At 41.4% G+C, this 14,355-nt stretch carries 18 protein-coding genes and 1 tRNA gene; 14 read left to right on the top strand and 5 right to left on the bottom strand.

Translation table 11 applies throughout. The annotated features are described in order from the left end of the window. Positions 1-7 precede the first annotated feature (7 nt). A complete protein-coding gene (locus U0R10_RS09655) occupies positions 8-427 on the bottom strand; it encodes a DUF2147 domain-containing protein (RefSeq protein WP_377983763.1) in 420 nt (139 codons plus the stop codon). A 130-nt stretch (positions 428-557) separates the two neighbouring features. Here U0R10_RS09655 and U0R10_RS09650 point away from each other — a divergent pair, with 130 nt between their 5' ends. The 3 genes from U0R10_RS09650 to U0R10_RS09640 are packed head-to-tail and all read left to right on the top strand — an operon-like array spanning position 558 to position 2,752. Then, positions 558-1,319 (top strand): phosphosulfolactate synthase, encoded by a 762-nt coding sequence (locus U0R10_RS09650; protein ID WP_377983762.1) that lies wholly within the window; start codon positions 558-560, stop codon positions 1,317-1,319. A gap of 37 nt (positions 1,320-1,356) precedes the next feature. Further along, positions 1,357-1,995: a VTT domain-containing protein gene (locus tag U0R10_RS09645; RefSeq protein ID WP_377983761.1), complete on the top strand. Its 639-nt coding sequence runs from the start codon at positions 1,357-1,359 to the stop codon at positions 1,993-1,995. 1 nt (position 1,996) lies between these two features. Next, positions 1,997-2,752: a shikimate dehydrogenase family protein gene (locus U0R10_RS09640; protein WP_377983760.1), complete on the top strand. Its 756-nt coding sequence runs from the start codon at positions 1,997-1,999 to the stop codon at positions 2,750-2,752. Here U0R10_RS09640 and U0R10_RS09635 read toward each other — a convergent pair. Continuing rightward, the gene (locus U0R10_RS09635) at positions 2,749-3,252 is read right to left on the bottom strand and encodes a phosphoribosyltransferase family protein (RefSeq protein ID WP_377983759.1); all 504 of its coding nucleotides are present in this window, start codon (positions 3,250-3,252) and stop codon (positions 2,749-2,751) included. The two genes, U0R10_RS09640 and U0R10_RS09635, sit on opposite strands and share 4 nt — an antisense overlap. A 99-nt stretch (positions 3,253-3,351) precedes the next feature. Here U0R10_RS09635 and U0R10_RS09630 point away from each other — a divergent pair, with 99 nt between their 5' ends. Beyond that, positions 3,352-3,897, top strand: coding sequence for a YcxB family protein (locus U0R10_RS09630; RefSeq protein ID WP_377983758.1), 546 nt, complete (start codon positions 3,352-3,354; stop codon positions 3,895-3,897). Between the two features lie 2 nt (positions 3,898-3,899). Beyond that, complete coding sequence (gene ruvX, locus U0R10_RS09625) at positions 3,900-4,313, top strand: Holliday junction resolvase RuvX (protein ID WP_377983757.1); 414 nt, start codon at positions 3,900-3,902, stop codon at positions 4,311-4,313. A 33-nt stretch (positions 4,314-4,346) separates the two neighbouring features. Here ruvX and U0R10_RS09620 read toward each other — a convergent pair whose 3' ends face one another. Then, positions 4,347-5,174, bottom strand: coding sequence for a phytanoyl-CoA dioxygenase family protein (locus U0R10_RS09620; protein ID WP_377983756.1), 828 nt, complete (start codon positions 5,172-5,174; stop codon positions 4,347-4,349). Positions 5,175-5,413: 239 nt separating this feature from the next. Between U0R10_RS09620 and U0R10_RS09615 the strand changes: the two genes are divergently transcribed. The 9 genes from U0R10_RS09615 to U0R10_RS09575 all read left to right on the top strand — a co-directional run bounded on the left by U0R10_RS09615 (position 5,414) and on the right by U0R10_RS09575 (position 12,234). Next, positions 5,414-6,148, top strand: coding sequence for a transporter (locus U0R10_RS09615; RefSeq protein WP_377983755.1), 735 nt, complete (start codon positions 5,414-5,416; stop codon positions 6,146-6,148). Between the two features lie 51 nt (positions 6,149-6,199). After that, positions 6,200-7,612 carry a BatD family protein gene (locus tag U0R10_RS09610; RefSeq protein ID WP_377983754.1) on the top strand — a complete coding sequence of 471 codons (1,413 nt, stop codon included), beginning with the start codon at positions 6,200-6,202 and terminating at the stop codon, positions 7,610-7,612. Between the two features lie 6 nt (positions 7,613-7,618). After that, positions 7,619-8,704, top strand: a complete 1,086-nt coding sequence (aroC, locus tag U0R10_RS09605) for a chorismate synthase (protein ID WP_377983753.1) — start codon at positions 7,619-7,621, stop codon at positions 8,702-8,704. A gap of 3 nt (positions 8,705-8,707) precedes the next feature. After that, the gene (locus U0R10_RS09600) at positions 8,708-9,145 is read left to right on the top strand and encodes a nucleoside deaminase (RefSeq protein ID WP_377983752.1); all 438 of its coding nucleotides are present in this window, start codon (positions 8,708-8,710) and stop codon (positions 9,143-9,145) included. Positions 9,146-9,206: 61 nt separating this feature from the next. After that, the gene (locus tag U0R10_RS09595) at positions 9,207-9,818 is read left to right on the top strand and encodes a superoxide dismutase (protein ID WP_377983751.1); all 612 of its coding nucleotides are present in this window, start codon (positions 9,207-9,209) and stop codon (positions 9,816-9,818) included. A 92-nt stretch (positions 9,819-9,910) separates the two neighbouring features. Further along, a tRNA-His gene (locus U0R10_RS09590) sits at positions 9,911-9,984 on the top strand. 54 nt (positions 9,985-10,038) lie between these two features. Next, positions 10,039-10,656 carry an NYN domain-containing protein gene (locus U0R10_RS09585; protein ID WP_377983750.1) on the top strand — a complete coding sequence of 206 codons (618 nt, stop codon included), beginning with the start codon at positions 10,039-10,041 and terminating at the stop codon, positions 10,654-10,656. Between the two features lie 15 nt (positions 10,657-10,671). Continuing rightward, complete coding sequence (locus tag U0R10_RS09580; protein ID WP_377983749.1) at positions 10,672-11,310, top strand: carotenoid biosynthesis protein; 639 nt, start codon at positions 10,672-10,674, stop codon at positions 11,308-11,310. A gap of 42 nt (positions 11,311-11,352) precedes the next feature. Next, positions 11,353-12,234, top strand: a complete 882-nt coding sequence (locus U0R10_RS09575; RefSeq protein ID WP_377983748.1) for a MerR family transcriptional regulator — start codon at positions 11,353-11,355, stop codon at positions 12,232-12,234. On the opposite strand, the gene U0R10_RS09570 is transcribed toward U0R10_RS09575, so the two are convergent. After that, positions 12,231-13,295, bottom strand: coding sequence for a mannose-1-phosphate guanylyltransferase (locus U0R10_RS09570; RefSeq protein WP_377983747.1), 1,065 nt, complete (start codon positions 13,293-13,295; stop codon positions 12,231-12,233). The genes U0R10_RS09575 and U0R10_RS09570 overlap by 4 nt on opposite strands. A 3-nt stretch (positions 13,296-13,298) precedes the next feature. Beyond that, the gene (locus U0R10_RS09565) at positions 13,299-14,339 is read right to left on the bottom strand and encodes a DUF3089 domain-containing protein (protein ID WP_377983746.1); all 1,041 of its coding nucleotides are present in this window, start codon (positions 14,337-14,339) and stop codon (positions 13,299-13,301) included. Between the last annotated feature and the right edge of the window lie 16 nt (positions 14,340-14,355).

Here is a 14,355-nt window from a genome sequence, read left to right as displayed (position 1 = left end):
TATTTAGTTAGGAGCGGGACCAGGTAGAAGTTCGTCCAAACATAGCTGAACCCACAAATCCACGAATATCTAGTTTTTGATTTTTGTCTTTTACCTTTAAAATACAATCATAGGTTTTACCAGAATTCGGGTCATAAATAGTGCCTGATTCCCAACTTTCTCCTGTAAATGTAAAGTTTTGAAGGATGACTGCACCTACTAAATCGCGGTTTCTAAGTTTAGGATCTGGGTTGTTTGAGTCTTTTTTTCCTGGAATTTTCCCCCAAGAAATTTTTCCAAAATAGCGGTCTCCCTGTTTGAATATCGTGATTTTGCCATCTCGTTGCTCTGAAATCCATTCTCCAAGAATTTGGTCTGAACTTCCATTAGCATGCCCGTTGAACGAAAAGAACAGGCCACAAATAAATAAGACTAAAAAGTGTTTCATGTTGACGCGTATAATTCCGACAAATATATGAGTATTTTGGGATTTGCCACAATGAGATGGAATGCTTATTTTTGTGCACTATAGCCTTTTAGGCAATCAGCAAACTAACTAATAGCAATCATAAAAACCTATGAATTACAATTTAAGTCAAATTCCTGAGCGTACCAGTAAGCCTAGACAAAAAGGGCTGACGATGGTGATGGACAAGGGCTTGAGCCTGCGTCAAGTTGAGGATTTTATTGAGATGGGCGGAGCCTATACCGATATTGTTAAACTAGGTTGGGCTACTTCCTACGTGACAAAAAATTTAAAGGAAAAATTAGCTATTTATAAGTCGGCCGGAATTCCAGTCTATTTCGGAGGTACACTTTTTGAGGCCTTTTATGTACGTGGACAGTTTGACGAATACCGCCGGGTGCTCGATGAATTCGGGATGGAATATGCCGAGGTCTCTGATGGTTCTGTGGAGATGGAGTCTGAGGTCAAATGTGAGTTTATTCGTACGTTGTCCCAACAGGTAACTGTATTATCTGAGGTAGGTTCTAAGGATGAGGCTAAAATTATTCCTCCCTATAAGTGGATTAAGTTAATGCGCATGGAATTAGAGGCAGGTGCTTGGAAGGTAATCGGAGAAGCTCGTGAGGGTGGAAATGTTGGCTTATTTCGTGCTTCAGGTGAAGTGCGTCAAGGCTTAGTAGAAGAGATTTTAACTGAAATTCCCGAGGAAAAAATTCTATGGGAAGCACCGCAGAAGTCACAGCAAGTTTGGTTTGTTAAGCTTGTTGGAGCCAATGTAAATATGGGAAATATTGCTCCCAATGAAGTTATCTCGCTAGAGACAATTCGTTTAGGATTGCGTGGCGATACGTTTGATCATTTTTTGACTAAATAAGTCTTTCATTTACCGCAGCATTAATCTGCGCTTTCGTATGATTCAATTATTGCTTGATCTGCTAAAAGATCCGTTGACCTTTTTAAGTGAATTCATCGCTGCTAATGGGTCCTTAACCTACGCCCTATTATTCGCAATCGTATTTGTTGAGACGGGTTTAGTCGTTATGCCATTGTTGCCTGGCGATTCCTTACTTTTTTCGGTCGGATTATTGGCAGCGGCCAGTGGCCAGTTGAGTTTGTCCACGGTTATTCCTTTGTTGATTCTGGCGGCATTATTAGGGGACCAAGTGAATTATTTCGTTGGCCGTAATTTCAGCACATGGATAAAAAACCGCGAGCAAGTATTGTTTTTAAAACGAGCTCATATTGAAAAAACCGAAGAATTTTATGCGAATTATGGTTCTAAAATGGTCATTTTAGCCCGTTTTGTTCCGATTGTTCGTACCGTTGCTCCATTTGTAGCTGGAGCTGGCAGAATGTCTTATCCCGTGTACTTGTTGTATGGTTTCTTGGGAGCATGCCTATGGGTTTTCAGTATTACATTGGCCGGTTATTATTTAGGCGATAACGAATGGGTTAAATCTAATTTTGAAAAGGTCGTTTTAGGTATTGTTGGCGTTTCCATTTTGCCCATCATCATAGGTGTTTTAAAGCAGCAATTTTCGAAGAAATAGGATGGCCATTACATCGCTTTTTGGGTTAATTGGTTATCCACTTGGACATTCGTTTTCAAAGAAATATTTTACGGACAAATTTGAGGTTTTGGGCCTTTCGGAATCGTATGCGTACACGCAATTTGAAATTCCGTCTATTCAAGATTTCCCACAAATTTTACGTGAAAATCCGAGTCTCAAAGGTCTTAATGTAACGATTCCCTATAAGCAACAAATCATACCTTTTTTGGATGAAATAGATGCGGCTGCGGAACGTATCGGTGCGGTCAACACGATAAAATTTTTGCCGGATGGTCGTGTGAAGGGATTCAATTCAGACTATTTCGGTTTTCAGCAAACACTTACAGATTGGCCTGCCTTGGCTGCGTTTAGAACGAAGTCGGCCTGCGTATTAGGTCAAGGTGGAGCTGCTAAAGCAGTGATCGCGGCAATTGAGGATTTGGGGATATCGGTGATCAAGGTGTCACGAACGCCAACAGATGATTCGGTTGATTATGATTCTTTAGGGGATTTACTTCCAGAAATTGGTTTGATTGTTAATACCACTCCATTGGGAATGCATCCCCATGTAGAGGCTTTTCCTCCGATTCCATATGAACAATTGACAAGCCAACATTACTTGTATGACATTGTCTACAATCCGCTTGAAACTAGTTTTTTACATAAGGGGATAGCGCAAGGTGTGGGTGGTACCCATGCAGGGTTGGCCATGTTACATGGTCAAGCGGAAAAAGCTTGGGAGATTTGGAATGCTTAATGTAAGTACACGCCGCATTTCTGCGGATCGGAAATAATTACTTCAACATGTTCTGAAAGCGTCGTGGATAATTCATATCCAATGTAATCGGCGGCAATCGGGAATTTTCGGTAATTACGATCTACTAAAACCCCCACTTGCAATTTTTTAACTGGAATACTTAAAAAGGGCGCTAAGCTGTAAGAAAAAGTTCTGCCTGTATTCAAGACGTCATCAACAACGATAACTACTTTATTCTCGAGAATGGCTAAGTCGACATCAAATTGCACAGGACTCTCATAAGGCACGTCTTTGTTCAATTGAATCGCGACAGCTTTAGCTTTTATAGTCGATATTTCTTGCACATGTTGGCAAATCATCTCAGCCAAAGCGAAGCCCTGTCCCACGATTCCTGCGATAATGATTTCCTTTTCTTCGAAATTATTTTCGAAAATCTGGAAAGAGATTCGTCTGATTTTTTGCAGTAAGGCAGGACCGTCTAGTACTTGTTTTGCCGACATATTCTTTTGCTTTAAAACTAAATTAGCCAATTAAAATTACCCAAAATTATCCAATTTTCGTACCTTTGCCCTTTATTTAGCGTTTAAAATAATTTACTTATGGCTAAAATGTACGGTGGGCAGCAACGCGCTCAAATGCAAGCACCTTCCAATCCGCTGGCAATTAAAACCAAAAAATACGGATTGGAAAAAAATAAATACGTAGGTCTTTGCATGCGTCAATTGTTTTCGAATCAATGGAAATGGGCATTTATTCCTTTGGTGCTTGTTGGGGTTAATGTATTCCTCAACCTCTCAGGAACCTATAAAAATTATTGGATTTATATCTTTTTAGCTATCGGGGTAATCGGATATATCTTGTTTTGGTTAATCCAATTTACGGGTATCACCCAGCTTGCGCAATACAAACAATTGTTTGACAAGTATCGCTACGAAATTGACAGTCGGCAAATCTTCATGAAAATTTCCGATAAGGAAGGTGGCATGTTGAAATGGGAAATGATTTTATCGGCCTATAAAGACAAGCAAGCCTATGTGTTAGAGATGGGTAAATATCAGTTTTTGTATCTTCCTTTTTCCATCTTTTCGGACAATGACCGTAAGTTGATGGATAAGATTATGCGTGATAAAGGGTATATCGCCTAATTATGGGACGCATGTTGGCGATTGATTTTGGGTTGAAGCGCACGGGATTAGCCGTGACGGATGCACTACAAATTATCGCGAATGGCTTAGATACAGTACCTACGCATACATTGCTTGATTATTTGTCAACTTATTTTGCGCAGGAGGCGGTAGATAAAGTGATTATCGGGATGCCTAAAAATCTAAATAATTCAGATACAGATTCCACGCATGGGGTTCGTGTATTGATTAAGCATTTTAAGAAGAAATTTCCTGACATGCCCATTATAGAACATGATGAGCGATTCACTTCGCAGCTTGCGATGCAAGCGATGATTGCTGGGGGAATGTCTAAAAAAGACCGTCGTGTTAAGGGAACCGTGGATCGCGTTTCAGCGACCATCATATTACAATCCTATATGGAGTCACAAGGATAAAAAAAGCTTGCCTCGAATGAAGGCAGGCTTTTTTTATTTCGTTACCACTTTGGCCAGTCGGTGATAAAATGGTGTCCGACTATTGGCTGTTTTGGGTTTGTATTTTCCTGTAATAATTGGGACGTACATAACTCGTCGGCGCGATTTTTCACCAAAATTAGGCGAGACCTCCACGCGATGCCACAAGCGACCATCGTGGACAGTCAAATCACCTTGTTCAATTTCAAATGCAATTTCACGTGGGTCTGGTCGGTGATCAATGAATTGTTTTTTGCCAAAAAGCAATTTCAGCATTCCCTGATTTTGTGTACCGGGTATCACGCGTAGACCGCCGTTTGAAGATGGACAGGTATCTAAATGAATACCTACATTGAGCATGGGAAGGATTTTTTGGCCTAAAAAAAGGTCTCGCGGAGAGTCGGTATGCCAGCCCATTTGTGTGAATTTTGAATTCGGCTGATTGACATAATGATTAAACACTAAACCATCTTTTTCTTCCTCGCTGATTCTTCCTTCATAGGGCGCTAATAACTCAAGGAGTATGCTAAAACGGGGATCTTTTAAAAATTCAGCTAATACAGGGCTATACTTATTTGTAAAGCACATCCGCTGAATCATTTTGTTACCGACAGGGTCTTGACCAAATTTCAATGGGATGCCATTGACTTTCTCGATTCCCTCGGCCAGCCACTGTTTTTCTATGTTAGCCAACTCATCTATGAATAATTGAGCTGTTTCAGATGTTATAAAATGCTTGAATTGGATAACACCATGTTTATCGAAATATTCTTTTTGTTCTTGGGTTAATTGATCTCCCAAGGTAAACGTTTTCGATTCAAATGTGGACGTTGATATCTTCATAAGCGTACTGCGTATGAGTGCTGAACTTCTCTAGCGCGTAGATGTAATTAGTGGATAAATTTGTGCCTGCAATTTACTTGAATGTTTGTGTAATTTTCCAATACCCTTTCTTTTTTCTATTTAAAATCAGTTAACAGATTGTTTACTGGTGAGTTGCTGGCACATCTTCTCAACCCGGCATTTATTTTGTAAGCATAAATTAATTTTTAGGCAAGACTAAAATAATGTATATTGCGTGCATGCGTTATTTAATTTTGTGTTTACTGCTGTCGTTTTCGATGTCTGGCCAACAGGAAGGTCGAATTGAAACAGATAGGCCTGATCAAACCGAGTGTCCATTTATTGTTCGAAAGGGATATCTTCAAGCTGAGTTGGGCTTCAATCGGAATGTTTCTAGAGATGATGTTCAATTTTTCTCTCCTACGACACTTTGGAAAGTAGGCATAGCACCTTGGGTAGAAATGCGCTTAACCAGCCTAGTTTACCTTCAAGATCAAAAAGTACATGCTCAAATCGAATCGGCGGGAGCTAAATTTCATCTGTTTGAAGGGACCAAATGGATTCCTCGAAGTGCTGTCATTGTGCAGTATCATGTAAATAACCAGAATAGGGACGCCAGTGAGCGAAATGACTCGCCCCACTCCTTAGGCGAGGTCGTCTTCACCATGCAGAATTCATTGGGCGGCCCCTTTGGGGTTGGCTATAACTTTGGATCAGAATTGCATTCCAATGGCGCGATGGAGGGGATTGTTCGCATTGCCCCAAACATGAACATTGGGAAAAATGGATATGCCTATGTTGAGTTTTTTGGTCGTTTGCCTAAAACGACTTTGACAGATACCTGGGTCGATGGAGGGCTTGCTTATTATGTTTCCGATGATCTTAAATTAGATGTTTCGATTGGTAAAAGCTTGAATGAAAGCCAACTCTGGTATGCCGCACTAGGGCTCTCTTTCCGATTTAAACTTTTGTAATTTTAAATCTGATTCGATTCTTCTCCATAACAATTTGTGTAAATTGCGCGGATGCGTCAGAATGCCAACTTATTTCTTTGTCTCCTTTTCATCCTGGGTTTACTCAATCCAGCTGGAGCACAGACGCGTGAAGGTTTAACAGTTCAAGTGGGCAGTAAATCAATCACCACGAGTGAGTATTTAGTGGTCTATTTTACATTACCCGTATCAGATCAGCCACCCGTTTATCAGTTTCCAGAGATTGCCAGCTTCAAGAAATTAGGTGTTAGTCGGAGCAAATCCTCACTTTTTCAAAATGGCCAAGTCGTTCAGACACAAACTTTTTCGCAATATTATCAGCCGAATGGAACGGGGAGTTTCAACATTCCATCGCTAGAGGTTCAAGTAAACGGGCAAATGATTCCATGGGATTCATTTACGGTTCAAGTGGCTGAGGGTGCGGCCGACGAGTCCAAGGAATCGGAAGAGCTCGTTATCCCAGAAGGAACGTTAACCAACACCAATGGGGCATTTTTTTTGGTCAGCACGAACTTGCGAACACCGTTTGTTGGCCAAGGCTTTACCCTAAAGATGTCATTTTATGTTCCGGAGAATAATGCAACCGAGTTAGTTTTTGATCGGAATGATTTACAAATCCCAGAGCTGATTCAGCAAATGAGGCCTCGAAATTGTTGGGAAGAAAATTTTGGATTACAGTCTGAACGTGTGTTGAAAGTGCAATTTCGTGGAAAAAAATATACCGAATATCGTTTCTTTCAGGCTAGTTATTTTTCTTTGGATAATCATGTAATTCGTATTCCATCCTTGAATTTTCGCGTTAAGCAAGTAAGTCCAGGAAAAGGATTGGAACGCCAAGTTCGTAGTGTATACTTTAAATCTTCTCCATTTATTATCACCCCTAAATCATTACCTATCCATCCATTGGCTGGCAAAGTACCTGTCGGGAGTTTTAAATTGGCCGAAGTCTTACCTCAAAAAGCGGTGAAAACGGGTCAGCCGATTCAATATCAAGTAAGTGTGATAGGTGACGGGAATAGTATTCTTTGGGATTCCAAGGAAGTTGAATCAGATTATTTTGTTGAATTTTCGCAAGTTTCGACCGAACGTTCAGTCGCACCGGTGCGGGATCAAATGATTGGTCAAAAAACGGATGTTTTTAAGATAGTACCTGAACAACCGGGACAGATTTCGTTGGGTAAATATTTTAAGTGGATCTATTTTAACACAGATAAGGAGCGCTTTGATACATTAAAATCTCCGATTGTATTGATTGTTAAGGGGCAGCCAATGGACAGATTTTTGCACACGGAAGATGAGTCTGGAGGTATTTATAATCAGATAGAAATGAAAGATTCTTTATCGGTTCTTTGGAATAGATGGATCAATTGGAGACAATTGGTTAATTTTGTGATTCTTTTGCTGATGATAACATTGCTATTTCTATTTGGGAAAGCAAAAAAATAAGGAAACATGGGGAGTATATACGGGAAAATATTTCAGATTAGCACCTTTGGTGAATCACATGGAGCTGCCGTAGGCGTAGTTATTCAAGGTTGCCCGGCAGGGATTAATTTTGACTTGGATTTTATTCAATCAGAGTTGGACCGCAGAAAGCCAGGTCAATCGCGCATTACAACGCAGCGCAAAGAGGCTGATTCGGTTGAGGTACTCTCAGGTGTTTTTGAAGGGAAAACGACAGGAACACCGATTGCCATGCTCGTTTGGAATGGAGACCAGCGGTCCAAAGATTATTCACATATTTCGGATCAATTTCGTCCTTCCCACGCGGATTACACCTATTTTGCCAAATATGGTTTACGTGACTACCGCGGTGGAGGCCGTTCTTCGGCCCGCGAAACCGTTGCACGTGTGGCGGCAGGAGCTTTGGCTAAATTAGTTCTACATCAATTGGGTGTTCGCATCACGGCTTATGTTTCTCAAGTAGGAACATTAAAGTTAGAAACGCCTGTTGAACAATTGGATTTACGTGTAGCGGAGACGAATGCTGTTCGTTGCCCAGATACGCAATTGGCTGAAAAAATGTTCACTTACATTGATCAAATCCGCAAGGAAGGTGATTCCGTAGGAGGAGTTGTGTCAGCTTATATCACCGGTTGCCCGATAGGTTTGGGAGAGCCTGTGTTTGATAAGTTGCATGCTGAGCTAGGGAAAGCCATGTTGAGCATTAATGCGGTGAAAGGATTTGAATATGGAAGTGGATTTGATGGGGTTGCATTGCGGGGATCTCAGCATAATGATATCATCGAAAAGCAGGCTGATGGGTCTTTGCGAACGCTAACGAATCACTCAGGAGGAATCCAGGGAGGGATCTCAAATGGTGAGCCAATTTATTTCCGAGTTGGATTTAAGCCGGTCGCAACCATCATGCAGGATCAAGATAGCGTCAATGAGAAAGGCGAAAAAATTACTGTTTCGGGTAAGGGAAGACATGATCCATGTGTTGTGCCACGGGCCGTGCCGATTGTAGAAGCTATGGCTGCTATTATACTATTAGATTTTTATTTGCGCAATCGTGTCATTCAAATGCCTGCTTAGCGTATGTTGAATGAAGACGCCTATTTTATGGGATTAGCGCTCCGACAAGCCGAAAGGGCTTTGGAGGAGGATGAAATACCGGTGGGGGCGATTGTTGTTTGTCAGGGCAAAATTGTAGCGAAGGCCTATAATCAAACGGAGATATTGACTGACGTTACCGCACATGCCGAAATGCTTGCGATCACTTCAGCAGCGCAAACGATTGGGGGAAAATATCTGAAAGATTGCACCCTATATGTGACGTTGGAACCTTGTTTGATGTGCGCTGGAGCGCTTTATTGGTCGCAATTGGGCCGCTTAGTTTTTGGGGCTTATGAAGAAAAACGCGGATTTCAGGCTGTCGGAAGTACGGTGTTGCATCCGAAAACAGAGGTTGTTGGCGGACTACTTGCGGAGGAATCCGAATCATTATTGAAAGAATTTTTTTCACGAAAGCGCTAAGCTTTCGAACAAATTTGGAATTAGAATCGTTTAAAAATTATTCACATTAAATCATATCGATATGGCTTTTGAATTAGCACCTTTACCTTATGCAAATAATGCATTAGAACCTCATTTTGACGCATTGACCATGGAAATTCACCATGATCGTCATCACAATGCGTATGTAACGAACTTGAATGCGGCTGTGGCTGGAACGGAATTAGAAGGAAAGTCTTTGGAAGAATTGCTTACGAAGATTTCAAGCTTGTCTCCTGCAGTTCGCAATAACGGTGGTGGTCACTTTAATCATGATTTGTTTTGGAATATCTTATCGCCAAACGGTGGAGGAGCTCCTGTAGGAACGTTAGCAGCAGCAATTGATGCTAAATTTGGTTCATTTGACGCTTTCAAAGAAGAGTTTAAGAAGGCCGGTTTAACGCGTTTCGGATCAGGTTGGGCTTGGTTAGTTGCGCAAAAAGATGGCTCTGTTGCGGTTTCTTCTACACCTAATCAAGATAATCCGTTAATGGATGTGGCTGATGTAAAAGGTTTCCCAGTCATTGGATTAGATGTTTGGGAGCATGCATACTATTTGAAGTTCCAAAATAAGCGTCCAGATTATATTGATGCATTCTGGAGCGTGGTAGATTGGACGAAAGCTGAGGCGCGTTACATCGCTGCTCAGAAATAATTTGTTTAGGCGGGGGCATGAAAATTCTCCCGCTTTTTTTGTTCTAAGGTTTGCAATGTTGGAAGCTTTCCGTATTTTTGCAGTCCTAAATGGCGGTTGTAGCTCAGTTGGTTAGAGTAGGCGTTTGTGGTGCGCTTGGTCGTGGGTTCGAGTCCCATCATCCGCCCGTTTATTTTGAAAGTCCTGGTTTAGATGCCGGGACTTTTTTTTATTTTTGGTCATGGATAAACCCAAACAGCGTGTCATTGCTTACATAGACGGATCTAATCTTTATTTTGGATTAGTAGACGCTGGATTAAAGTTTTGTAAATGGCTTGATGTAAAGAAATTAATGCAGCAATTTGTAGATGCAAATCAAGTAATAGTTGCAGTTAAATTCTTTACGTCCCGACTCATGCACGATGCGGAAAAAGAAGCACGCCAAGATGTTTACTTACGTGCGCTGGCTGCTTCAGGAGTTGATTTGATTTTTGGTTCTTATCACGCTAAAACACTCGAATGCTATGCCTGCAGACATACATGGGTGACGCACAATGAAAAAATGACGGATGTTCATTTGGCAACACATTTACTCATGGATGCACATTTAGATGCCTATGATGTTGCCTTTGTCGTTTCGGGAGATAGTGATTTTGCTCCCTGTGTCGAAGCGGTCAATGAGACTTTCGACGAAAAATCAGTCATTATGCTTTTCCCTCCCAATCGAGAAAACGATAGTTTATCGGAAGAGGCGCGGTCGAGCCAACTGATTTCAAAGGAAAAATTAATAGCATGTCAGCTTCCTATTCAAGTAGTGGGGGCCGATGGAGTCGAAATACAAAAACCAATTGGTTGGTAAAATTGAATTAGATTTATGAATCCAGTTTTTTTAAAACGATTTTTAATTGTCTTGTATGCATCCGGTTTGATAGGGATGCATGTACCGGCTGTTTCAGCTACATTTATTTCGTTAGTTCCCTTAACCTTATGGTTTACCGGTTTTATTTGTTTTTGGTATTTTCCAAAACCAAGTATTCAAGCATACATTTTACTAGCGGCCATTGCCGTGGTAGCATGGATGCTTGAGGTAGCTGGTGTTCGAACGGGTCAGATTTTTGGCGAATATGCCTATGGGCGTACCCTCGGGTATCAAGTCATACATGTTCCGATTACGATTGGAATTAATTGGATTCTCTTGGTAATGGTTACTGGCGCGGTCGTGGCAGAATGGAATGTGGGTGGAAAAATTGGCCGAGCGGCATTGGGGGCAGGATTAATGACAGCTTTAGATGTTTTGATTGAGCCTGTAGCCGTGCATTTCGATTTTTGGCAATGGAACAATAATAATATCCCTGTTCAAAATTTTATTGCCTGGTGGGTAGCTAGTTTTTTCTTTCATTGGGTCTATATTTCCGCTGATTTACCGGCAAAATCCAGCTTATTTCGTCTCATAGCAGCCTTGCAGTTTTTGTTCTTTTTAGGGCACTGGATATTAATGCAAATTAATTTATAACAATTTACCCGTTGGTGTGTTTCCTTAACATACCGCACAGCTATGAACATTTTTTCAATTAAAGATTTAGAGAATATTAGTGGAATAAAAGCCCATACATTACGTATTTGGGAGCAGCGGTATGGTATTCTAAAGCCAGAGCGTACAGATACGAACATTCGTCATTATGGCGATCAAGAGCTTAAATTAGTGCTTAACATTGCGCTTCTTCAAGAAAAAGGTGGATTTAAAATTTCTGAGATCGCGAAGATGAGCGATGCAGAAATGGTGTCACATATTTTACATCTTTCTGAGACATCTTTCAATCATGTGGATCACATGCAAGCTTTAACGCTTGCGATGATGGATTTAGATGAAGCACGTTTTCAACAATTGACACGAAATATTGTCAATGCACATGGCTTCGAGTATTATATGCTGGAGGTGATTTATCCTTTTATGCGCCGACTAGGCACCTTGTGGCTTTCGGGGTCAGTGGGTCCTGCGCAAGAACACTTTATCAGTCATTTGATTCGCCAAAAATTAATTGCGGCGATTGACCTGCAGGATTTAAGTTTGAAGCCAACGGCCAAGCGTGTTTTGTTGTATTTGCCGGAAGGTGAATTGCACGAAATCGGCCTGCTTTTTGCAAATTATGTCTTTCGTGCCAGGAAACATGCGGTTGTTTACCTAGGACAATCCCTACCTTATGATGAGTTATTGCTTGCTTACTCGATTCATAAGCCTGATTATATTTTTAGCGTATTTACCACAGAGCCAAGTGCCGATGATATCGATGCCTACATGGCACAAATGGCACAAGATATGCCCGATACCAGAATCATGTTGACAGGTTACCTGGTCCTACAACCAGATCGCAAACTTCCTGCAGCGATTCATACCATACCAGACTTTCAAAGTCTAATTGATATCGCCAACGTTTAAGAAAAGCGTATATCCAAATTGGTGGCAGCTTCCACAAATTTCTTTACTTCCTGTTCCTGATCTTTTGGACAAATCATCAATGCATTGTCATGCTCTGCAACTATGAAATTGTTTAGGCCTTGGATGACTACCAACTTAGAAGATGGGGTTCGTATGATGCAATGTTGGGAATCATAGGTTAACACATTTCCTGTAATCACGTTTTGATTCACATCTTTTTCGTGAATTTCATACATGGATTTCCAGGTTCCTAGGTCCGACCAACCGATATCCGCGAGGATAACTTTGACATCTTGCGCTTTCTCCATGATGCCATTGTCTACCGAGATGCTTTTGCAAACGGCATATACCTTGCGGATAAAATCATTTTCTTCAGAAGTATAATAAACAGATTCTCCCTCATCAAATTGTTCAGCTAACCTTGATAGGTTTTTCTCCAATTCGCGTTTGAACGTAGGGATGGTGAAGACAAATATACCTGCGTTCCACACATAGTCGCCGCTTTCCAAAAATGCTTGGGCTAATTCCAGGTGCGGTTTTTCAGTAAATGTTTTGACTGTTTTTGCTTCCTGATCACCCGTTTGAAATTGAATATATCCATATCCGGTATCTGGACGGGTAGGTAATATGCCTAATGTAACCAGTGAATTTCCCTGTGCGGTTTCAATAGCCAGGGAGATTTTGGTTCGGAATATTTCTTCCTTTAAAATGACGTGATCTGCAGGAGCAACGACCAGCGTAGCATTCGGATGTTTTTTGCCAATTTTATAGGCTGCATAAGCGATGCAAGGCGCGGTATTCCGACGTTGCGGCTCCTTTAAAATCTGATCAGATTTTAAGTAAGGCAATTGCGTTTGTACCAAATCAGCAAACTCCTCAGAGGTCACCACATAGATATTTTCCTGTGGAATAATACCTGCGTAGCGTTCAGCGGTTTGCTGGAGCATGGTTTTCCCCACGCCAAGTACGTCATGAAATTGTTTAGGGTTTGAGCTGCGGCTGATGGGCCAAAATCGGGTTCCGATACCCCCAGCCATGATGATTAGAAAATGCTCTTGCATAGATTATTTGCCTAAAAATTCGATTACGCGTTCTTTGGCATTCGTTCGAATGGGTGCGTAAAATAGATTAAGATCTGCTTGGTGCCAATTTTTAATTTTGACAAAGCTTCGGCCAAAAACATACGGTGTGTTTGTCCATAAAATTCCTTGGTGATTTTGGGCATCAGCAAAATGACGTACCCATTTAAATCCGTAGGAAACCCCTCCTGGATTAAGTTCTTTGGGGGCAAAATTTTCATCCAAAGTCCACGTAAGTGGATTGGTTGAAACTAGTTCTGTGGGCTCTCCCGGATGCCAAGGCGGTAAATATCCTTGTAAAAAAGTTGTCCAAGCGATGAAACAGCCTGTTTGACGTGGACTCTGGCAAGGCGGGATGGAGCTAAATGTATTTTTGGGTGTTGCGATACCAATAATGTAAGCGGCAACTAATTGTTTTTGCAATGCTTTGCCATCAAAGTATTCTTTCATCAGTCGGGTGGCGTGTACCGTCCCTTGACTATGTCCAGCAATAATAATAGGTCTTCCCGCATTATAATGCGCAAGGTAATATTCAAATGCTTTTTTTACGTCTGAGTAGGCAAGGTCTAATGCCGCTGCTTTATCTTCTTTAAACTCAGTTACGAAAGCAAAATAGTGTGCTTGTCGGTACCGAGGTGCATATACTCTACCTGCAGCATTAAAAATACTCGCTTGATTTAGTATCGAAGTGCTATCAACGAGCCGATTGAGGTAGGTGTCTTGTACCGACGCGTTCCATTGATATTCATTTTTGGGCGCATAGGTTAAGATGGTCGGATGAATAAAGAATACATCAGCGGCTGCGCTGGCTTGTTCATCTTGTAAAGGAGACTTTTTGGGTAGTTGGTCCGCTGCATCCACCCGCGTAGGCAAAGAAGCCCAATTGCTTTCTAAGGTATAATCAACTTCTTCGGGCTTCGGGCTTTCATTCCATCGAATGCTTAGTCTAGCAGGAACGGGTCTTGCACACGCAAAGCTTAGCCATAATAGGGCCAAAAAGGCAACGAAATTGTATAGTTTGCGCATGCGGTGCTGAATAAAA

The sequence above is a fragment of the Aquirufa avitistagni genome (assembly GCF_042715545.1).
Taxonomy (GTDB): Bacteria; Bacteroidota; Bacteroidia; order Cytophagales; family Spirosomataceae; genus Aquirufa; species Aquirufa avitistagni.
Note: the sequence above shows the minus strand (reverse complement) of the source record. Positions and strands in the feature narration are given on the sequence as shown.